This window comes from Sulfurospirillum sp. SCADC (genome assembly GCF_000743525.1).
GTDB lineage: Bacteria > Campylobacterota > Campylobacteria > Campylobacterales > Sulfurospirillaceae > Sulfurospirillum.
In genome coordinates, this window is sequence record NZ_JQGK01000013.1 from 18,830 (window position 1) to 38,509 (window position 19,680).

Annotated in this window: 20 protein-coding genes; 12 read left to right on the plus strand and 8 right to left on the minus strand. The window is 44.0% G+C overall.

Going from position 1 to position 19,680, the window contains the following annotated elements:
- Nucleotides 1–17 precede the first annotated feature (17 nt).
- From JU57_RS09075 to JU57_RS13780, 3 genes are read right to left on the minus strand one after another with little or no spacing between them, the layout of a single operon-like run.
- Complete coding sequence (locus JU57_RS09075) at nt 18–818, minus strand: AraC family transcriptional regulator (protein ID WP_037959939.1); 801 nt, start codon at nt 816–818, stop codon at nt 18–20.
- 15 nt (nt 819–833) lie between these two features.
- Complete coding sequence (locus tag JU57_RS09080) at nt 834–1,232, minus strand: hypothetical protein (RefSeq protein WP_037959942.1); 399 nt, start codon at nt 1,230–1,232, stop codon at nt 834–836.
- A gap of 43 nt (nt 1,233–1,275) precedes the next feature.
- Nucleotides 1,276–1,773 (minus strand): DUF6622 family protein, encoded by a 498-nt coding sequence (locus JU57_RS13780; RefSeq protein ID WP_051906760.1) that lies wholly within the window; start codon nt 1,771–1,773, stop codon nt 1,276–1,278.
- Between the two features lie 67 nt (nt 1,774–1,840).
- Between JU57_RS13780 and amrA the strand changes: the two genes are divergently transcribed.
- The 4 genes from amrA to JU57_RS09105 are packed head-to-tail and all read left to right on the plus strand — an operon-like array spanning nt 1,841 to nt 4,820.
- A complete protein-coding gene (gene amrA, locus JU57_RS09090; RefSeq protein WP_037959945.1) occupies nt 1,841–2,383 on the plus strand; it encodes an AmmeMemoRadiSam system protein A in 543 nt (180 codons plus the stop codon).
- Entirely contained in the window at nt 2,383–3,375 is a 993-nt protein-coding gene (amrS, locus tag JU57_RS09095; RefSeq protein ID WP_037959948.1) for an AmmeMemoRadiSam system radical SAM enzyme, read from the plus strand. The genes amrA and amrS overlap by 1 nt, the downstream gene beginning before the upstream one ends.
- Nucleotides 3,368–4,162, plus strand: coding sequence for an AmmeMemoRadiSam system protein B (amrB, locus tag JU57_RS09100; protein WP_037959952.1), 795 nt, complete (start codon nt 3,368–3,370; stop codon nt 4,160–4,162). Before amrS ends, amrB begins: the two co-directional genes overlap by 8 nt.
- Nucleotides 4,163–4,205: 43 nt before the next feature.
- A complete protein-coding gene (locus tag JU57_RS09105; protein WP_037959953.1) occupies nt 4,206–4,820 on the plus strand; it encodes a class I SAM-dependent methyltransferase in 615 nt (204 codons plus the stop codon).
- Nucleotides 4,821–5,196: 376 nt separating this feature from the next.
- Here JU57_RS09105 and JU57_RS09110 read toward each other — a convergent pair whose 3' ends face one another.
- The 3 genes from JU57_RS09110 to JU57_RS09120 form a co-directional block, all read right to left on the minus strand.
- Nucleotides 5,197–7,014 (minus strand): citrate/2-methylcitrate synthase, encoded by a 1,818-nt coding sequence (locus tag JU57_RS09110; RefSeq protein WP_037959956.1) that lies wholly within the window; start codon nt 7,012–7,014, stop codon nt 5,197–5,199.
- Between the two features lie 10 nt (nt 7,015–7,024).
- On the minus strand, nt 7,025–8,341 hold the full coding sequence (locus tag JU57_RS09115; protein ID WP_037959958.1) for an ATP citrate lyase citrate-binding domain-containing protein: 1,317 nt from the start codon (nt 8,339–8,341) through the stop codon (nt 7,025–7,027).
- 135 nt (nt 8,342–8,476) lie between these two features.
- Nucleotides 8,477–9,448, minus strand: coding sequence for a malate dehydrogenase (locus tag JU57_RS09120; protein ID WP_037959961.1), 972 nt, complete (start codon nt 9,446–9,448; stop codon nt 8,477–8,479).
- 525 nt (nt 9,449–9,973) lie between these two features.
- Between JU57_RS09120 and JU57_RS09125 the strand changes: the two genes are divergently transcribed.
- Both JU57_RS09125 and JU57_RS09130 read left to right on the plus strand, forming a co-directional pair.
- Nucleotides 9,974–11,542 (plus strand): FAD-binding protein, encoded by a 1,569-nt coding sequence (locus JU57_RS09125; RefSeq protein ID WP_037959963.1) that lies wholly within the window; start codon nt 9,974–9,976, stop codon nt 11,540–11,542.
- Between the two features lie 165 nt (nt 11,543–11,707).
- On the plus strand, nt 11,708–12,934 hold the full coding sequence (locus JU57_RS09130) for a glycerophosphodiester phosphodiesterase family protein (protein WP_037959965.1): 1,227 nt from the start codon (nt 11,708–11,710) through the stop codon (nt 12,932–12,934).
- A 32-nt stretch (nt 12,935–12,966) separates the two neighbouring features.
- Here the strand turns inward: JU57_RS09130 and JU57_RS14095 are convergent, their stop codons facing one another.
- Complete coding sequence (locus JU57_RS14095) at nt 12,967–13,695, minus strand: HNH endonuclease (protein WP_294876954.1); 729 nt, start codon at nt 13,693–13,695, stop codon at nt 12,967–12,969.
- Nucleotides 13,695–14,261, minus strand: a complete 567-nt coding sequence (locus JU57_RS09140; protein WP_037959970.1) for a TetR/AcrR family transcriptional regulator — start codon at nt 14,259–14,261, stop codon at nt 13,695–13,697. The genes JU57_RS14095 and JU57_RS09140 overlap by 1 nt, the downstream gene beginning before the upstream one ends.
- A 106-nt stretch (nt 14,262–14,367) precedes the next feature.
- Here JU57_RS09140 and JU57_RS09145 point away from each other — a divergent pair, with 106 nt between their 5' ends.
- The 6 genes from JU57_RS09145 (at nt 14,368) to JU57_RS09170 (ending at nt 19,679) form a co-directional block, all read left to right on the plus strand.
- A complete protein-coding gene (locus JU57_RS09145; RefSeq protein ID WP_037959973.1) occupies nt 14,368–14,925 on the plus strand; it encodes a cysteine hydrolase family protein in 558 nt (185 codons plus the stop codon).
- A gap of 3 nt (nt 14,926–14,928) precedes the next feature.
- Complete coding sequence (locus JU57_RS09150) at nt 14,929–15,861, plus strand: D-2-hydroxyacid dehydrogenase (RefSeq protein ID WP_037959975.1); 933 nt, start codon at nt 14,929–14,931, stop codon at nt 15,859–15,861.
- Nucleotides 15,862–15,870: 9 nt separating this feature from the next.
- Nucleotides 15,871–16,407, plus strand: a complete 537-nt coding sequence (locus JU57_RS09155) for a hypothetical protein (RefSeq protein ID WP_037959977.1) — start codon at nt 15,871–15,873, stop codon at nt 16,405–16,407.
- 70 nt (nt 16,408–16,477) lie between these two features.
- Entirely contained in the window at nt 16,478–18,061 is a 1,584-nt protein-coding gene (locus JU57_RS09160; protein ID WP_037959980.1) for an aspartate:alanine antiporter, read from the plus strand.
- A gap of 1 nt (nt 18,062) precedes the next feature.
- Nucleotides 18,063–18,539: a hypothetical protein gene (locus JU57_RS09165; protein ID WP_037959982.1), complete on the plus strand. Its 477-nt coding sequence runs from the start codon at nt 18,063–18,065 to the stop codon at nt 18,537–18,539.
- A 63-nt stretch (nt 18,540–18,602) separates the two neighbouring features.
- The gene (locus JU57_RS09170; RefSeq protein WP_037959983.1) at nt 18,603–19,679 is read left to right on the plus strand and encodes a methyl-accepting chemotaxis protein; all 1,077 of its coding nucleotides are present in this window, start codon (nt 18,603–18,605) and stop codon (nt 19,677–19,679) included.
- The last annotated feature ends 1 nt before the right edge of the window (nt 19,680 follow it).

Genomic DNA, 19,680 nt, shown 5'->3' on the forward strand with positions numbered 1-19,680 from the left:
GTGTACTCTTTTTGAGATTAGGTGTATAGAATAAAATTGCTTTTTTGAAGCAGTGTTTTGGGTGAATAACCGTAAATTTTGCGAAAAGAGCGGATGAAATGTGACTGATCGCTAAAGCCGGCATGCAATCCTGCAAGGCTTAAGGATTCGCCTTCAAGCATGAGCGTTTTGGCTTTGCAAATGCGCTCCGCGATGATGTATTGGTGTGGGGTAAGACCTGTGTGATGGGTAAAAAGCCTGAGAAAATGGTACTTACTCACCTTAGCCGTGATGGCAAGCGCGTCTAGACTCATGTCGGAAGCAATGTTGTCATGAATGTACTCTAGTACGAGCGACATCGCTTGGGAATCATTACATGTAAACGGATAAGGCGTAGCGTGATGCGCGAAATGCGCGATGAGATAAGAGAGGGCGTCGATGAGTTTGGACTCCACAAGCATCGTCGCTTCGTTGGTGTAAACTGCTTGAAAAAAGAGGAACAACCGAGCATAGAGTTCATTATCTTGGATGATGTGTTTCTCAAAAATAGGCATCTTTTTCTCGCCGTACATCTGCTCATACAAGCTGCTTAAAAGCTCCACATTGGGGTAAAAATTGGTGTACTGCCACGCGTGAGAATCCCCACCGTGAATTTCACCAGGGTTGATGATGCGAGCCGATCGCTCATACGCTTGGGTGATTTTATGCTCATGAAGCGACGTAAACATGCCATGGTGCGTTAGCCCAATCGTGTAAGTGTCGTGAAAATGGCAGGAAAAATTACTGGTCGAATCGGCGATATTTTCAAACGCCGTGTTGTTTAGTAACGTGGAATTCATGGCAAAACTCTGTTTTTAATAGCGTGTAAATTTCACCGCTTGCGCTTTGCCTTCGATGCCACTCACGCGATTCCACGAGGCGCCAAGTTTGGTGTAACGCACAAAAATGAGTGCGTCTGCACCTTTTTTCAAGGCTTCCTCTTTGAGTTTTGTTTCCGCTTCCGCTTGGGTCGGCTCTTCGCCCCATGGGTTCAGTTTGGTAAGCGTCACGCTGACTTCACCAAGGCTAGAATAGGGGCGATCGGTAATGTCAAGATCGTACATCAAAACCGTATTGGGCAGGACAATTTTAACGTCGGTAACCGTAGGTGTGGGAGTTTCAGGCGCTTTTTGGCTCCAAAAATTATAGTTAAAACTCATGCTACAGCCTGAAAAAAATGCGACACTCATCACGATGACCAACCACTGTTTCATCCTTCACTCCTTAAAAATCATACGACAGTCTAGCAAAACTGTGTTAATGTTTTACATGTAAGCTTTTGATCTTCCATAAAATAATCACACGCACTAAAAAAACACCACTCAAAAGACCATAACACAGACTCACTCCAAGAATAAACCACAGCTCAGAAACCACGGGTAATTGACGAGCAAGCATGACTCCTACAGCAAATTTCAACCCAAAAAGAACCATCATCCAACCCAACCAAAGCCAACTCCCTTTGATCGCAAAGGCATTGTGTTCTTCCATATAAACAGCATTGTAAAAAGCTCTTATGCGAATGCCCAGTGCCATCACCATCATCATCCCAAGACTCCATGCAACCACACCCATACTCATGCCAAAAGCTGACACAACGCCATAAATAGAAAAAAGCACCATCACGAGAGGAAGTATCAATGCCCTAACATAGGGAACAATACGATCACGACTCTGCATCCACCCCAACCCTAGCAGGAGCACAAAAAGCAGATAAACCCACATCGGTGTTCGCTCCAAAATTACTATCAACATTCATACTCCTTTTTGTATAACCTATCAGCCATTTTATCCTATAATCATACTCTGATAAGGAGTTACTATGCAAAACGTGATTCTAGCGATTGCCAAACAGGCGATCCAAGACGGCTTTGAGCACACGTCCACGATCGATACAAATGCACTTCTCACACAGTATCCTGAATTTTCCAAACCCAAAGCGACCTTTGTAACGCTCACGCTTGATGGTCAGCTTCGTGGCTGCATCGGCTCGCTCATCGCGCATCGTCCTCTTTTAGACGACCTGATCCACAATGCCAAAGCCGCCGCGTTTGATGACCCACGTTTTTATCCGCTGAGTCTTGAAGAGTTTTTACATGTAAGCATCGAAGTCTCGCTTTTGAGTGAGCCTGAAGTCGTTGAATACCGCGATATTGACGATCTCAAATCCAAAATTACCGCTGGGATGGATGGCATCATTCTTCAAAAAGGAGAGCGAAAAGCGACCTTTTTACCCCAAGTGTGGGAACAACTGCCCACCTTTGAGCTTTTCTTCTCGCATCTGTGCCAAAAAGCAGGGCTAGATGCGAACTGTTTAGAAAATCATCCCGATATTTCGCGCTACAGGGTCCAAAAGGTAAAATAATGGACTATTTTAAAGCGGAAGGTACACGTCTGGTTTGCTTGCTCTGCGCGCACTATTGCCACCTCAAAGAGGGACAAACAGGGCTGTGCGGTGTGAATAAAAACGTAGATGGCACTATCCAAAACCTCGTGTACGGCTACCCTGTAGCATTACATGTAGACCCTGTGGAGAAAAAACCACTCTACCATTTTTTACCCGACACCAGAACCCTTTCACTGGGAACCATCGGCTGTAACTTTACCTGTTCCTTTTGCCAAAACTGGAGCATTTCCCAAGAAAAATCCTTACATGTAAAAGAGTTTATCGCACCCGAACAGATTATCGAGATGGCACTCAAATACGAATGCGCCTCCATCGCCTACACCTACAATGAACCGACCATTTTTTACCCATACGCCCATGACATCGCTCTTTTGGCACATGAGAGAGGTATTAAAAACATCTTCGTGACCAACGGTTTTGAATCCCCTGAGGTGATCAACGATATGAAAGGCATCATTGACGCAGCCAATGTTGATCTCAAATCGTTCAACCACAACTACTACAAAAAAGAGCTTGGCGGTGGGCTTGAAACCGTTTTGGAAAACCTCAAACATTTCAAACGAAACGGCATCTGGGTCGAAGTGACCACGCTGATCGTTCCTACCAAAAATGACTCGGACGCTGAACTAACCTCTATCGCATCGTTTATTGCCAAAGAGCTTGGCGTTGAAACACCGTGGCATATTAGCGCTTTTCATCCTGATTACCACGAGCAAGGGCTTCTTGCAACCTCCATCGAAACACTCAAACGTGCCGAAACCCTTGGCAAAGCCGCAGGACTCAAACACATCTACATTGGAAATGTCGGACTTGAAAACCCGACGAGATGCGTTACATGTAACGCTGTTTTAATCAAGCGCAAACGCTTTGAGGTGATGGAAAACCATCTGATCGATGGCGGATGTTGTCCAAAATGTAAAACCAAACTCGCAGGAGTTTTTGATGAATAAACACCGTAAATCAGCCGTTGCAGGCATGTTTTATCCCGATCATTGTGCTGAGATCAAGCACTTTATCGACCATTTTACCAAAGCGATGCCATCGTTGGAACTGGATGTTACCCCTCGTGCACTCATTGTGCCTCACGCAGGTTACATCTACAGCGGCTACACCGCCAATCTTGCGTACCACTACGTCGCTTCAAAACGTGCCGACATAAAGCGTGTGGTCGTCCTAGGGCCCAGTCATCGCATCTATGTCGCGGGTGCATCCATCGCCTTGTTTGAGAGCTACCACACGCCATGCGGTGACATCGAAATCGACCTCGAATTCAGCCATGCGCTTACAAAACAGTTCGCTTTTCTAAGCTTCAATCCGCTCGCACACGAAGAGCACTCCACCGAAGTACAGATGCCTTTCATTCGCCACTACTTTAAACACGCCAAGGTCGTTGAAATCGTCTATGGTGACATCACGCATGGTGAACTCTCACGCTTGATCGACGACGTGCTAAGCGATGAGAAAACGCTTCTGGTCATCAGCACCGATCTGAGCCATTTTTACACCGAAGAAGAGGCGAACAAACGTGACAATCTCTGCATCGATGCCATCTCGCATCTTGATCTTCACGCCCTCTCACACGGCTGTGAAGCGTGTGGCATAACAGGCGTAAAAGCGATGGTACAAAGCGCACTGATGCACCATTTTCAAGCCCATTTTTTAGACTACCGTACCAGTTATGCACGCAGCAACGATGCCAGTCGTGTGGTGGGTTATGCTTCGTTTGTGATTGGTTAAAACGGATGTGCTATACTTTTGCATTCCCAGGCAAAGGTCATTAATGCAACCCAAAAAAGATTATTTTCATGAAAAATCAAAACAGTATGAAAAAGAAGCGGCACGAACGAACAATGTCAAGAACATTGGTGAAGCTATTTTAGAGAGACTCACGTATGACAAAACAACAACCCATGTGATGGATTTTGGCTCAGGCACAGGGCTTTTGACCGAGCAGATTGCTCCACATGTGCGCAAAATGACGACCATTGATATTTCCCCTTCGATGAATGAAGCGCTTCGTGCCAAAAAAGAGCAATTGGGGTGCGAACTCAACATGCTTGAACTTGACTTGGTCAGCAGCGAACTGGAAGAGCGATATGATGGCATCATCTCTTCGATGACGATTCACCATGTTGAAGATGTGCAGGCTCTTTTTCACAAATTTTACCGCTTGCTCAACAGCGGAGGCACCATCGCCCTGGCAGATTTGGACAAGGAAGATGGCACGTTTCACACCGAAGATATGGGTGTGTTTCACTTTGGCTTTGAGCAAGAGGTGTTTGCGGCTTGGGCTCACAATGCAGGATTTCAAGATGTTACCATTGAGATTGTCAGCGTGGCGAAAAAATCGTATGGAGAATACCCTATCTTTTTACTCACCGCATCCAAGCAGTAAAAAACCCTGTTGTGAAATGCTCCTACATTTCACAACACTATCACCTAACTTTAAATCAAAATTCCTCTTTCAAAGACCTTTTTTTGCGCATACACGCTTTACATGTAAAGCTACATTGACGATAAATTGATCCTATAAAATTCTTAACGTTTCAAAATGTAACTTATTTTTTACACAATATTTTAATTTCTTTATATTTTTTGAACTTACATCCAAAATTGAACTATTTTAAGCGTAATTTAGTAACAGTTAAAAATTTTCCACACTTTTTTTGCTCAATATGAGAGGGAAACGATGCTATTTATTGGTGTCAAAAACCTCATTGAAAGAGGCAATAAGAGGATTTTAGAACCCCTTATTGCGAAAAGTCTACTTCTTAGAGCTCGTCAGCAAGCGTTACATTGTACAAAATGTCGTCCGTTGGGTGACGATACATCGGCATACCTAAGCGTTTTTCATCCAAGATGTGCCCGATAAAGCCGATGGAGCGACCCACAACAAAGAGTGCATTGAGCGTTCCTGTCTCGATGAAGGTGTCGATTTCATCTTCACTGTAGCCCAAAGAGCGCCACATATCGACCATCAAAACACCGATGGTGCCATCGACATTGAGGATGAGGTTGTCTTTTTTAGAGGTGGTGATTTTCTCAACTTCAAGCGCAAATTCCAGTAGCGGTGTCTTTGGAAAATGCGCTCTAGCATACTGCTTTAACCCCGATACCCTCAGGTCAGGATTGCGTACCGACTTCACACGATGCCCAATGCCAGAGATGGTTTTGCCCTCTTTTTTCATGTACTCCAAAAATTCATCTGGGCTCATGCCTCTGTCGTTAGCGTATTTGAAATAGCGTGCCGCATCGTCTATCGCACCGCCAAAACGAGGTCCTATTGTAAGAAGACCACTGACCAACGCACTGATGACATCTTTGCCTGCACGGGCGGTAACTTTGGCATTGTGCGCTCCTGAAACGGCAGGGCCGTGATCGGCAACGGTTTTGATAACGGTTTCAAGATAATCCGTCGCCCATTTGGGGTAGCGTTTTTTGAACCATAGCAGCGCAATCACATCACCAATGCCAAAGCCCGTTTCAGGCGTTGCCACGGAGCTGATAGGATAGCCTGCATAAGTTGCCTCATCGCCTCTGTCATCTGAAATCGTACAGATAAACTCTTTTCCTCGGCGTATTTTAGGGATACTTCGAAGCTCAGGCTCGACGATTTTTTCAATCACGCCTTGTTCGCAAAGCATCGTGTACACCCTAGCGATGGTATGAGGCAAATCATTAAAACTTGCAGGTACATGTAAACCAGCTTCTGCCATCGCTTTATTTTTAGCCCCTGCCGTTTCAGCATCCGCATTGGCGGATGCGCCTGCATGTCCAAACTGAACCCCTGAGCTAAAATACTTCGCAATCGTTCCGATACACCACGCAATCACGGGCTTTTTGATGCGCCCTGATTTGACCGCTTCGATGACTTTGTACTCTTCCAGTCCCCCAACTTCGCCAAGAAGCACCAAGTATTTGACATGAGGATTGTCTTCCATGCGAAGGAGATTGTCGATGAAAACAGAGCCCACAAAACGATCCCCACCAATCGCAATGCCCTCAGCAATGCCATCCGCGTGCATCGCGATAATATTGCCAAGCTCGTTAAAAAGCCCACCTGAGCGCGTGACAAGCCCACACGAACCTGCTCGATGAAGCTTTGAAGCAATGATATTTTCAATCGTTCCGCCGATATTGGCGATTTTAAACGCGCCTGGAGCAATGCCACCCACCGTGGCAGGGCCTATAATCACAACACCTGCATCACGCCCTGCTTGGTTCATCTTTCGAGCAAGCCTCTCAGGAATGCCCTCTGCTGTGACCATAATCATCCTAAACTGCCCTTTGATCCCAATCGCCTCCATACTCACCTCATACGCGGTGCGAAACGAGGCAAAATTAAGCAAAATATCCGCCTGTGGATAAGCATGTGCAGCATCGGCAGTGTTTCTAAAAACAGGTACCATGATCTCATCGGCACCGTAAAAAAACTTTTCAAATTTGTTGTTCGATGTAGGTGCGACAATCGCCGCCACAGAGGGTTTTGAACGATTAATCGTGTAATCATAATCCAGCATTCTTTGAATGGCACTGGTGTTGAGATTCCAAAAAATGGCCTGTGTCTCTTGAGTAAATAAAGCGCTCATTTTTTTCTCCTTAATGTTCAAGTGCCATACGCACGATATCCGTGATATGCGTTTGAGGTCCGTAAACTTCGATATAAAGACCCAAACGATCCGCCGCTTCTTTGATTTCTTTCAAACCTTTTTCATAATTAGGCCCACCACGCCTTACATAGATGCGTGTACCAATCGCTTTCATTTTATCGGCGTACACCTCAAGGGCTTGGATAATGCCTGTAAACGTCTTAGCAACGTCCGTAAAATTGGCAATCGCCCCTCCGATAATCAAAATCTTATCGCGCCCTTTGGGGTCTTTATGACGGGTCATCAAATCCAAAACCGTTTCAGCGTAAAAGCGTGTTTCATCCGTGGTAGGGCCACCTGAATACTCGCCATAGTTTGCCAAATCACTCACATTGCCGCTTAAATCAGCGATGGTGTCAGCATACACCACCGAAGCACCACCACCTGCGACCATCGTCCAGATGCGCCCCATAGGATTGAGAATGGTCAGCTTCAAAGAAGCTCCTGATTTGGCATCTGCTTCCGCGATGGCTTTTTCTTCTACGGATTGGTCTTCCATGCCAAAGGCTGTGGGAAACGCTGCCTCGCACCACGCATCTTTCATCATAAAACCAGCCGTGTCATCAAGACGCGCCACAAGATCTAAGATGTGCATGTCATTGCCAATCATCACAATAGGATTGATTTCAAGATACGCGAAATTCATATCGCGGTAAAAGGTATAAAACTGCTCCGCAAAGGTGATAAAACGCTCTTTATTTTCAGCAGGAATTCCCTCAGGAACATTGGCACGAATCAGATGTGAGATATTGGCTTCATCCATCATAATAGGAATGATGACCTCATTCACCTTCTTTTCCCACCCTTCTTCCACTTCCATGCCACCCTCAGCGGAGAGATACAACACATCGTCCTCACCCACCGTTGTGGCACTAATGTAGTACTCTTGATCTTCACGGTGCGGCGTAAAAGGCTCCACAATAAAACGATTGAGCGTCCCTTTTTGACCCGAGAGAAGAATCGTCTTATAGGAAATCTTCTCATCAATCCAAGCTGCCGCATCTTCAAGCGTCACATCGCCTGCTTTTTTTGTTTTGTACAACACGAGGTTGTTTTTGCCACGTTTGCCAAAGAGCATATCGGGTTTTGCAACCAAAGGCACTTGTTTGAGCCACTCAAAACCATGATCATTGGCTTTTGCACGCAACTCATCACCACTGCTCACTGAGACTGATCTAAATCCATAGTGAAATCCGCTAAAGTATTTTCCCCAATGTTTCGAAAAAATAGCTTTGCCATCGTATTCACAAATTCCTCTTTGTGCCATCTGCTACTTCTCCTATTGTTCATTTTTACATGCTTTTTATTTTTATACGCTTTCGAGGCAAAGCCTAAAAAGCTACGTTGCACTAAGCGCTGAAGCTTGCCTCTTTCGAGGCAGAAACTATTTTTTTACACGCTTTTATTTGGTGTCGAAAAACTTATTGTTATTGAGGACATCTATCAATTCTCGCACTGAGCGTATGGATTCGGCAAAAAGCCTGTCTTGTTCGGCATCCAAACTTGGTGCAAATACCTGTTCTACGCCTCGTGCACCTAACATAACAGGAACGCCGCTGACAACATCTTCGTACGCATATTCGCCCTCAAGCATCACGGCACACGGATAGACCAGTTTTTTATCTTGTAAAATAGACTCAACCATCAGCGACGTTGCTTTTGCAGGAGCGTAATACGCCGAACCTGTTTGCAAATAGCGCACGATTTCCGCACCACCATTTTTTGTTTTGGCGACGATTTCATTGATCTCATTCCAATCCAAAAAATCGGTTAAAGGCAATCCAGCCACCGTCGTAAAGCGAGGCAATGGAACCATCGTATCGCCGTGTCCACCGATAACTTGCGCCCTGACTTGTCCGCCAAATTCAATCTTATGTTTATTAAAAATTGCCTCTTGGATATAGTGTGCCATTCTCGCACTGTCCAAAATACCAGACATCCCCACGACTCTACTTCTATCCCACCCCGTCTCTTTGAGCGCCACGTAGACCATGACATCCAGTGGGTTTGAAACAGGGATGATAATCGCGTTGGGTGAATACATCTTAATATCACGCACAACTTCTTTCATGATTTGAGCATTTTTTATGAGCAAATCATTGCGATTCATACCAGGGAGCCTTGGGCTTCCTGCTGTTACCACGACTAAATCACAGTCAATTAACTGTGCAGGTGTTTCAGCAACTTTGACAGAGGTACTCATTCTAGCAGCTTGAGCGGATTGACTCATATCAAGCGCCATGCCCTTAGCGCGTTCAACTTTGTGATCACACAAAATGACTTCATGCGCCAATCCTCGCATAGCAATTGAGTACCCAACGGTTGAACCTACATTGCCAACACCGACAATGCCAACTCTTTTACTTTTTCCCATGCTATGCCTCCTTGTTTTTTATTTTGACACGCTTTTAGAGCTAAGCTCTAAAAACTACGTTGCACTGGGCGCTAAAGCTTCTTGCCTCTTTCGAGGCAGAAACTACTCTTAACACGTTTGACACGCTTTTAGAGCTAAGCTCTAAAAACTACGCTAACGCTGAGTTCACTTCGGCAGTGAGCCCACGCGCTATGGCGCTTTTATTTAAGTTCTTACAGAACTTTTGTCACGCTTTTAGAGCACAGCTCAAAACGAAGTTTCTGTGAAAAAACTACGCTAACGCTGAGTTTTTCTCGGTGCAATGCCCTTACACTTTTAACTGATGTTATAAGAAGATTTTTAACATCTTTCCAAAGCACGTTGGCAGTATAACATCAAATCATACAAAATTTGTATGTTTTTTATAAATAAAGGGTATATTTGTAACTTATTGAGTTAGTTTGATACAAAATTACACTCTAATAATTCTTTAGTTAACTCTTCATGATAGAATTATGTGCATATTTGAAACATAAAGGCACAAAAATGAAATACGACGTCATTGTGGTTGGCAGTGGTATCTCAGGAATGAGAGCTGCCATTGAGGCAAAAGAGTTAGGTGCCAATGTGGTTCTTATAACAAAATCTTCCCCATCCGCCAATAATTCATTTATGGCAAAGGGTGGCATTAATGCTGCCTTTGGAAATATGGGCGATAACGACAACATTTTTCAGCACATCAACGAGACGCTCAAAAGCTCTGTTGATATAGGCAATGAAGAATCGATTCGTATTTTTTGTGAACAAGCTCCTGCTGCGGTTCGTGAATTGGTGGGCTATGGCGTCAAGTTTAGCCGGCTTGAGAGTGGCAAACTTGCACAGCGTCCTTTTGGTGGTTCCAAGTTTAAACGCACCGTTTATGCCTCCGATGAAACGGGACCTGCCATCATGAAGGCGTTGTACGAGGTGATCAAAGAGTATGAAATCGAGATTATCAAAAATCATATGGCGATTAATCTTATTATGAAAAACAACATTATCTCAGGAATAACCCTGTTTGACGAAGAGAGCCAAAAGGTGGTTGTGTGTGAGGGTAAAAGCATCATTTTGGCGATGGGTGGGTTTGGCTCTTTGTATAAAAACTTCACATCCAATGTCAAAGACGCCACAGGCGATGCCATTGCAATGGGGCTTCGTGCCGGACTTAAGGCGATGAACTTGGAGTTTGTTCAGTTTCACCCAACAGGACTAGAGGGAACCAATTTTTTACTCAGTGAAGCTGCGCGCGCGGAGGGTGGTAAATTGGTCGATGAAAATGGTGACTCTTTTGTGGATGAACTCAATACCAGAGACTTCGTCACGCGAGCCATCTTTAAAGAGATGCAAAAAGGCAAAAAAGTCTATTTGGATTTACGGGATGTGCCTCCTGAGGTTATTGATACAAAGCTTGTCAGCATCAAAAAGAGGGTTTACACCCTTAAAAAACTCGATCCTAGCAAGGACTTGATTCCTGTTACGCCCGTGGCACACTACACGATGGGTGGGATTCAAACCGATGTGATTGGCAAAACCAGTATCAAAGGGCTTTTCATCATCGGAGAAGCAGGCGACAATGGGGTTAATGGCGCTAACAGACTTGGAGGAAATTCACTCAGCCAAGGAGCTGTTTTTGGAAAAATTTCAGCGTATGAGGCCATCAAATTTGCCAACAAGATGAAAAAGTTTAACGGTGTGGATTATTATGACATCACCAATGACATTCATTTGGTTGAACGATTAGACGCCCTTGCCAAACATGTCGATGCCAACGCTCTTCGCAATGAAATAGGGCAGATCATGTTTGAAAAAATCGGCATTATCCGCACAGAAGCTGACCTGCAAAGTGCCTTGAGAAGATTTGAAGAGATCGAAGAGTCTATGGAGACGATGCAAAGCGATAAACCCTCTACCATCAAAAGCATCCTTGAGCTTATGAATGTCTTGATGGTAGCAAAAGCGGTTGCCAGATCTGCACTTCTTCGCGAAGAGAGCAGGGGGTCGCATTTTCGCATTGATTATCCTGAAAAAGATAGAAGATTTAAAACCAATACACTCATTGGATTGGGGGATTTATAGCGTTACATGTAACGCTATTTTTATCGCGTAACGATGAAGTTACGCGATATACACGTCTCGTGTCATGCCTGTACACGCTTGTTTCTATTTTGAAATAAACACATGGCAAGATAGCCCATGAAGAATCTCGTATCTTCGTTATTCTCAAAAGAAAAAGGAGAGTCTATGGGCAAAATAGCTGTTTTTTCAGGCATAGCATTGGTAGCACTTGGATTAGGTGCAAGCGAGGCAAAAGCGGATAATATCACTGTGCAAGTAGGCCCAAGACCGTATTATCTTGTGGACGATATGGATGAGGGGAAACTCAAGGACTCACTCAAGCAGTGCAAAGTGAGCTCGTTTAAACCCTCAGACTTCTCCATCGGTCATCGAGGGGCAAGTATGCAGTTTCCCGAACACACCAAGGAGTCCTACCTAGCAGCGGCTCGTATGGGGGCTGGCATCATCGAGTGCGATGTGACCTTTACCAAAGACTTGCAACTCGTGTGCCGACACTCTCAGTGCGACTTGCACACCACCACCAACATCTTAGACACGCCACTAGCGTCAAAATGTTCTGAGTCTTTTAGCCCAGCCGATGCTGCCACAGGCAAAAAAGCAAGCGCAAAATGTTGTACCAGTGACATCACCTTAGCCGAGTTTAAAACCCTCAAAGGCAAGATGGACGCTGAAAACGAAAAAGCAACCAATCTCAAAGAGTACATGAACGCCACGCCAAGCTGGAGAACTGACCGTTACGCTTCGACGGGCACACTGATGACCCATGCGGAAAGCATTGAGCTCTTTAAAAGTTTGGGTGTTAAAATGACGCCTGAGCTGAAAGCGCCAAGTGTCACAATGCCGTTTAATGGAACCTACACCCAAGAGCAATACGCCCAACAAATGATAGAAGAATACAAAAAAGCAGGTGTCAAACCAAGCTCCGTCTTTGCCCAATCCTTTGAATACGCCGACATTCTCTACTGGATCAAGAAAAACCCCGAATTTGGCAAACAAGCGGTCTTTTTAGATGAAACGTTTGACCTCAAAGATAACTACGCCAAAGACATTGCGGAGCTTGATGGTTTTGTGAAAGATGGCGTTAAAATCGTAGCCCCACCGCTTTTCGCATTGGTCAGCGTCGATGCCAATCAAAAACTCGTCCCATCAGCCTACGCAAAAGCACTCAAAAAACGAGGACTGGGCATCATCACATGGTCACTTGAGCGCTCAGGACTTCTTAAAGACGGTGGCGGTTGGTACTACCAAACTATCAAAGATGTCACCAACAACGACGGCGACACCTACACCCTTTTGGACGTCTTAGCCAAAGATGTCGGCGTCATAGGCGTCTTCTCCGACTGGGCAGCCACAACAACCTACTACGCCAACTGCAAAGGTTTGGTGAAATAAAGCGTTTTTACACTAGGGTTATAGTAATAAAACTATTTTAATATTGCTAACTTCACAATTCTTTTCAACTCATCAATACTAGGAGCACCCTTACGGTGAAGTATTAAATGACAATTAGGGCAAACAGGCATTAAATCTTTTATAGGATCTACTTTATATTCTCCAATCGTTTTATGCAAAGGCACAATATGATGTACATGAATAGCATTTTTACCTATTTCACCATATTTTTTTTCAAAATCAAATTTACATATTTCACAAACATATCCCTTTTTATCTAAGCAAGCTCGCCTTGCTTTTGGATCTCGCTCATATTGGTTTACATATATTGTTTTTTGACCACCTTCGTAAAAATCTTTTTCAATTTCCTCGGGATAAATGTCAATATTTTGTTCAAGAATGCTTTGAATAATTTCTTTTTGTTTTTTGGTTTTAATATATGTTGTTCGTGTACCAAAAACTTCTGAACTAATCCTAACATTAGTGTCTATAATTTGAATATTTGATATTTTATGTCCATAAATATATTTTTTATCTCTTTTTGAATTTTTTATAATTTCACCTTCAAAAATCCCAGTTGCCACAATATAACTATCAAAAGTGAATACTATTTTTTCACCTTTACTCACTTGATGATTCTGCCGTGTATCATAAAAATAATTTTTATCTCTATCAGGTATCGTATTTAAAAAAAACTGTTTTGTTGCGTCAATATCTTCAAAACCTTTCTCTTTTTGCCTTAATCTAAATAATAAATCCATTACCTTTTCCCCTCAATATGCTCAATCAACTCTTCAATCACATCACTATAATCCTGCGCATTTCCACTCGCTTTAGCCGCTAAGATAGCGCCTTCGATGGTTGAAGTCGTAAAAAGAGCCAGTTTGGTTGTGTCGCACGGCTTCATCTCTCCCACCTCAATCGCTTTGTCAAAAATAGCTTTGATATTTGCTCGAAATGCGCCGTAGATGGACTTCATCAAGGTGTTGAACTCCTCGTCGATGTTGGACATCTCTTGGACGACGTTGGCAATGGGGCAGCCTCGTTTGAAGTCTCGCACAGAGGTGTCTTTTAGTTGGGTGTAAAACGCTTCCAACAAGCCACTGGTGTAGGTTTCGACGTAGCTGTATTTTTGCAGATTTTTTTTGAGTATGGTCTCTTCTATTGCGGCGAGTGCCATCTCTTTTTTATTGGCAAAGAAGTGATACATGGAGCCTTTGTGCACGCCTGCTTTAGCTAGGATGTCTGAGAGCGATGCACCTTGATAGCCGTGTGAAAAGACCTCGTCAAATGTTGCTCTTATAAGCTTTTCTCGTGTTGTTTCCATTTTTTTCCTCAATTTATTGATTCAATTATAACATAATTTTACACCACTTGACTAATCGGTCAATTTTGGTTAAACTTCTACTTGACCAAACAGTCAAGGAGGTTTTATGAAACGAGCCCTTATCGTTGTGGATGTTCAAAATGAGTATTTTGAAGGTGGCGCATTGCCCATTAGCTATCCGCCGAACAGTTTTGAGAACATCAAAACCGCCATTGCTGAAGCACAAAAAGTGGGTGAAATGATCGTTTTTGTGCAACACACCAGCCTCAAAGAAAATGCAGGTGCATTTGTGAGAGGAAGCCATCTGTGGGAATTTCACGATGCGATCAAAGCTATAAAGCCTGATCTTTATATCGAAAAAAACCACGCGAGCTCTTTTGTGGGAACGGACTTGAACTATAGGCTTAGAGCTCTTGGTATTGACACGGTTTCGATCATCGGCTACATGACGCAAAACTGTTGTGATGCTACCGCACGCGATGCTTCACAGCTTGGCTATAATGTTGAATTTCTCAGCGATGCCAATGGTACACTGGATTTTGAGAACACTGCAGGAAGCGTGAGTGCGGAAGCATTACACCGTTCTTTTTTAGTCGCTCAGGCGTTTGGATTTAGTCGCGTTCTAACGCTTAATGAATGGATACCATTACTTAAAAAGGATTAATGTATGAAAATCGTTTTTTTAGATGCCCAAACGATGGGAAAAGATATTGACCTAAGCCTCTTTAAATCCTTTGGGGAGTTTCGCACTTACGAGACCACGTCACCCGAAGAGTGTGTTGCGCATATCGCAGATGCCAACATCGTTTTGACCAATAAAGTATTCATCGATGCCGCAACGATGGATGCGTGCCCACAGCTTCAGCTCATTTGCGTCACGGCAACGGGAACGAACAATGTTGACTTGGTGCATGCAAGCCAAAAGGGCATCGTGGTGAAAAACGTGGCAGGCTACTCCACAGCCTCTGTTGCGCAAACGACGATCATGCTAGCCCTTAGTCTCATCGGTCGTTGCGGCTATTACGACGACTTTGTCAAAAAAGGTGGTTGGGTTAATGCGCCAACCTTTACGCATATCGAGCGTCCTTTTTGGGAACTGAAAGGCAAACGATGGGGAATTATCGGACTTGGAACGATTGGTAAAGAGGTGGCGAAGATTGCGACGGCATTTGGATCGGAAGTCGTTTATTTCTCCACCAGTGGCGCCAACAATGATGCGCTCTTTCAACGACTTAGCTTAGAAGAGATGCTTCAAACCTGCTCGGTTATCAGCATCCACGCACCGCTCAATGCCCAAACCAAAGGGCTTATAGACATGAACGCACTCACCCTAATGCAAGAGGGTTCCGTGCTTGTCAATGTCGGACGCGGTGGCATCATCGATGAAGTCGCCCTTGCAAAGATCATCGATGAAAAAGAGCTCTATGTAGGACTCGATGTGCTAGAAACGGAGCCGATGCAAAAAGATCATCCACTTTTACATGTAAAGCATCCAGAGCGTCTCCTTATGACGCCGCATATCGCATGGTCAAGCGTTGAAGCACGTACGGCTCTTATGAACTTGGTTGCCCAAAACATTCAAAATTTTCTAAATCACTAAGGAGATACCATGCCATTAATCACAACTATCAAACCCGAAAACGCCACAGGTGAGCTCGCCGAGCTTTATGGAAAAATCGAAGCCATGCGAGGACGCGTAAGCAATTCAGCGCAAATCTTTAGCGCAAGCCCAGAGCTCATCAAACAGCAAATGGCATTTATCGAATACTACATGGTCAAACAAAAAGCCCTCTCGATGCCGCTTTTAGCAAGCATTCGTATGTTGATTTCTGATAAAAACAGCTGTAGCTATTGTGTCGATTTTAACGCCTCAATCCTCATCAATATGCTAGGCTGGAGTCCCAAAGAGGTCGAAGCGATGCGCGCCAATCCCAATGATGCCAAACTGGATGCCAAAGAAAAAGCGATGCTTCTATTTGTTCTCAAAGCGGTACGTACACCTCACGACGTTGAAGCCAACGATGTTCAAGCGTTGCGCGATCTTGGCTACACCGATGGGGAAATACTGGATGCGACCAATCACGGTGCACGCATGTCCGCCATCGACATTATCTTTGATGCGTTCAAAATCGAGAAAGATTTTTAGTCACTTTTGCCTTAAAAGTAACGGCTAATTCAGGTATAATTCGCCTAATTCTTTTAAGGCACTTTTTTTTATGATTAACAACGAAATTTTTTATCTTTTTGCCATCATCTCCGTTGGCTACATCTTAGGCAATATTAAAATCAGAGGCTTCTCGCTTGATGTGACAGCAATGCTAATTGTAGCGCTCATTGCAGGGCATTATGGTATGGTTATTTCAGACGCATTTCAATACTTTGGCTTGGCGATTTTTATCTACGCTGTGGGGCTGCAATCGGGTCCTGGTTTCTTTGACACGATTAAAAACGAAGGGCTTAAACTCAACCTCATTGCAACAGCGCTTTTACTTCTTCTTTTTGCGATTATTTTTGGATTTGGCTACTTTTACGATCTTCCTAAAACCATCATCGAAGGTATCTTTACAGGAGCACTGACCTCTGTTCCAGCCCTCGCAGCAGCCCTTGAGATCAAACACACGCCCACCACTTCGGTCATCTTTGGTTTGGTGTATCCTTTTGGCATTGTGGCAACGGTCTTGTTAATTCGTATGCTTCCAGTGCTGTTTCGTGTGGACATTGACAAAGAGGTCGAAGCGTATGAAGCAGCACAAAAAACCCGTTTTCCAGATATTTTGACCCACAATTTTCGTATCACCAATGAAAATTTTAGAAACACCGAGATCAAAAAATCAAAAATCGAGAGCATGACTTCTACGGTTATTGAGCGTATGACGTTGGATGGCAAACTTGATCAAACAAGTGATGATGCTTCGCTTAGTTTTGGCGATGTTATCAGGGTCGCAGGAACCGAAGAACAACTGGCAAACTTGAGCATTATTTTAGGGGAGAGGATTGGTGAAGAGCATGAGTTTCAAGACAATATGTCCGTTTTTAGACTTCTAACCACCAACAAAGAGATCGTCGGTAAAAAAATCGGCATGATCAAAGAGCTCAAATCCCTTCGTGCTATCATCACCAAAGTCAGACGTGCGGGTATTGATATTCCTGCGTATCCTGATTTGACGTTACGCCTTGGTGATAAACTCTACGTGGTTGCGCCCGATACTTATACCGAAAAAGTAACCAAACTGATCGGTAATGATCTTTTAAAATACCCTGCTGCGGACTTTTTGCCTATCTCGCTCGGTGTTGTTTTTGGCATTTTACTTGGAAGTATTCCGCTTTATATCCCAGGCGTTGGTGACATCAAACTCAGTTTTGTGGGTGGCATCTTGATTACCGCGCTTATTTTGGGGCGACTTGGACGCGTAGGCCCTATTGTCTGGAACCTTTCACCACACTCAACGACACTGTTAAAAACCCTTGGTCAGCTCATTTTTATCGCCACGCTTGGTACCAACGCAGGCAAATACCTTGTCGAATCACTCGAAAACAATGGGATCTTACCGATCGTCATCGCCCTTGGTGCGTTACTGCTTTCCATGAGCCTGATCGCCTTTACATGTAAAACCATTTTGAAGATGAACTTTATCGATGTTTTGGGCGTTATCTCTGGTGCGATGACATCAACGCCATCTCTAACGATGGCAAACAATATGACCAAAACCGACTACCCCTCCATCGCGTATGCCGCTGTTTACCCACTGGGGTTGGTGCTTGTGATCGTCCTTGCGCAACTGGGTATGAAGATGATGTAAGATGCAGATGAATATCCTGACGCACAACCATTGGCTCAACCATTATGTTTTAAACAAGGAGTTTAGCCTGCTTGCTGGGATTTCATCCAATGCGTATCGTTACTGGAAAAGCGTGGAGGCGGCTAAATTTGATGATGCACGCGTTGTTTTTTTGCGCAAAGAGAGCATCCTTCCAAAATACAAAGAAATTGTCAAACAGTGCACAAATCTCACGGGTATGGTACAGTCTCAAGCCTTTTGCAAATACACAGGACTCGCCCCTTCTCATCTCATAGAACACAACAACTCCTGCATCTACAAAGCTCTAGAGATCATCGATGTCTGCGACGTCAAACTGGTCAATCTCCAAAAATTTTACGATGATTTGGGGCTAAGCTACAACTACCACATCTACATCGAAAAGTGCAAATATTTCGGTCCTTCGCCTTTTGAGAAAAAAATCAATCTCTCCAATGGCATTTGTGTGGGGTATTATTAACATGCAACGCAAAAATCACGCTTCTTCGTTATAATTTTCGTCATATACCTTAAAGGAGAGACAATGTTTGGCAGTAAGCGCATTTCAGAACTAGAGAGTGAAAATCAAACACTCAGAGACGAACTTCAAAAAATCAAAGCATCTCATGAGCAACTCCAAAATGTCAATCAACATATGGAACAAGCAGCAAAAGAAAATTCCAAAGACCAAACCAAAGAGGAGCTTCTGACGATTCTTCTTGCCAGTTACGAAGATGGAATGAATTTTTTGCAAAATACCGTCGAAGAGAGCCTAACCATGCTCAACGAGATCAATACACTCAATGATGCGTCCTTGCAAGAGGGGCAAAATGTTGAAACTCAAACGAAAGAGATCTCTGCATCGCTCGAAAAAGTTCAAGAATTGACTCAAAAATTTACCCACGATGTCGAAAACCTCTCTAGCAGTGTTTCCGCCATCAGCGACATCATCAATCTCATTAAAGATATTTCCGATCAAACCAATCTTCTAGCACTCAATGCTGCCATTGAAGCAGCGCGCGCAGGAGAACATGGACGTGGTTTTGCGGTGGTAGCGGATGAGGTGCGAAAACTGGCGGAACGTACCCAAAAAGCCACACTCGAAGTTGAGTCCAACATCAGCATTTTGAAACAAAACACCAACTCGATGGCAGATACCAGCGAGACATTCCAAAATGAATCTAAAGCTTCAATGAAAATATTGGACGATTTTTATGCCCATATTAACACGATGCTGAAAAATTCGCTCAGCATTACCAACAAATGCGACAACGTCACCAATGAAATCTCCGTCAGCAATGGTAAAATTGACCACATTATGCTCAAACTCAAAGGCTACAATGCAGCCCTCGGTCGCAAAAATGTCGACATTCTAGGGCACACTGCATGTCGTTTTGGAAAATGGTTCTCAGGCATTAGCCAAAGACTCAGCCAAACGATTGTCAACGAAGTGAGTGATCATCACGTGAAAGTGCATGAAGGACTCAAAAAAGCCGTTGATATTTTTAGCAACAATAGCAATTTAAACGAAGGCGTAGCAACCTTCCGTGCGGTTGAAAATGCAAGTAAAGTCGGCTTTGAAAAGCTCATCGAAGCATTTAAAGCGATTCGCAAATCGTAAA

What these genes read in the sequence shown, in the direction of transcription:
- JU57_RS09140 (WP_037959970.1), bottom strand. Translation starts at nt 14,261, where the DNA reads ATGGAAACAACACGAGAAAAGCTTATAAGAGCAACATTTGACGAGGTC.
- JU57_RS09160 (WP_037959980.1), top strand. Translation starts at nt 16,478, where the DNA reads ATGATTAACAACGAAATTTTTTATCTTTTTGCCATCATCTCCGTTGGC.
- JU57_RS09145 (WP_037959973.1), top strand. Translation starts at nt 14,368, where the DNA reads ATGAAACGAGCCCTTATCGTTGTGGATGTTCAAAATGAGTATTTTGAA.
- JU57_RS09150 (WP_037959975.1), top strand. Translation starts at nt 14,929, where the DNA reads ATGAAAATCGTTTTTTTAGATGCCCAAACGATGGGAAAAGATATTGAC.
- JU57_RS09110 (WP_037959956.1), bottom strand. Translation starts at nt 7,014, where the DNA reads ATGAGCGCTTTATTTACTCAAGAGACACAGGCCATTTTTTGGAATCTC.
- JU57_RS09080 (WP_037959942.1), bottom strand. Translation starts at nt 1,232, where the DNA reads ATGAAACAGTGGTTGGTCATCGTGATGAGTGTCGCATTTTTTTCAGGC.
- JU57_RS09120 (WP_037959961.1), bottom strand. Translation starts at nt 9,448, where the DNA reads ATGGGAAAAAGTAAAAGAGTTGGCATTGTCGGTGTTGGCAATGTAGGT.
- JU57_RS09170 (WP_037959983.1), top strand. Translation starts at nt 18,603, where the DNA reads ATGTTTGGCAGTAAGCGCATTTCAGAACTAGAGAGTGAAAATCAAACA.
- amrS (WP_037959948.1), top strand. Translation starts at nt 2,383, where the DNA reads ATGGACTATTTTAAAGCGGAAGGTACACGTCTGGTTTGCTTGCTCTGC.
- JU57_RS13780 (WP_051906760.1), bottom strand. Translation starts at nt 1,773, where the DNA reads ATGTTGATAGTAATTTTGGAGCGAACACCGATGTGGGTTTATCTGCTT.
- JU57_RS09125 (WP_037959963.1), top strand. Translation starts at nt 9,974, where the DNA reads ATGAAATACGACGTCATTGTGGTTGGCAGTGGTATCTCAGGAATGAGA.
- JU57_RS09105 (WP_037959953.1), top strand. Translation starts at nt 4,206, where the DNA reads ATGCAACCCAAAAAAGATTATTTTCATGAAAAATCAAAACAGTATGAA.
- JU57_RS09115 (WP_037959958.1), bottom strand. Translation starts at nt 8,341, where the DNA reads ATGGCACAAAGAGGAATTTGTGAATACGATGGCAAAGCTATTTTTTCG.
- amrB (WP_037959952.1), top strand. Translation starts at nt 3,368, where the DNA reads ATGAATAAACACCGTAAATCAGCCGTTGCAGGCATGTTTTATCCCGAT.
- JU57_RS09155 (WP_037959977.1), top strand. Translation starts at nt 15,871, where the DNA reads ATGCCATTAATCACAACTATCAAACCCGAAAACGCCACAGGTGAGCTC.
- JU57_RS09165 (WP_037959982.1), top strand. Translation starts at nt 18,063, where the DNA reads ATGCAGATGAATATCCTGACGCACAACCATTGGCTCAACCATTATGTT.
- JU57_RS14095 (WP_294876954.1), bottom strand. Translation starts at nt 13,695, where the DNA reads ATGGATTTATTATTTAGATTAAGGCAAAAAGAGAAAGGTTTTGAAGAT.
- JU57_RS09075 (WP_037959939.1), bottom strand. Translation starts at nt 818, where the DNA reads ATGAATTCCACGTTACTAAACAACACGGCGTTTGAAAATATCGCCGAT.
- JU57_RS09130 (WP_037959965.1), top strand. Translation starts at nt 11,708, where the DNA reads ATGGGCAAAATAGCTGTTTTTTCAGGCATAGCATTGGTAGCACTTGGA.
- amrA (WP_037959945.1), top strand. Translation starts at nt 1,841, where the DNA reads ATGCAAAACGTGATTCTAGCGATTGCCAAACAGGCGATCCAAGACGGC.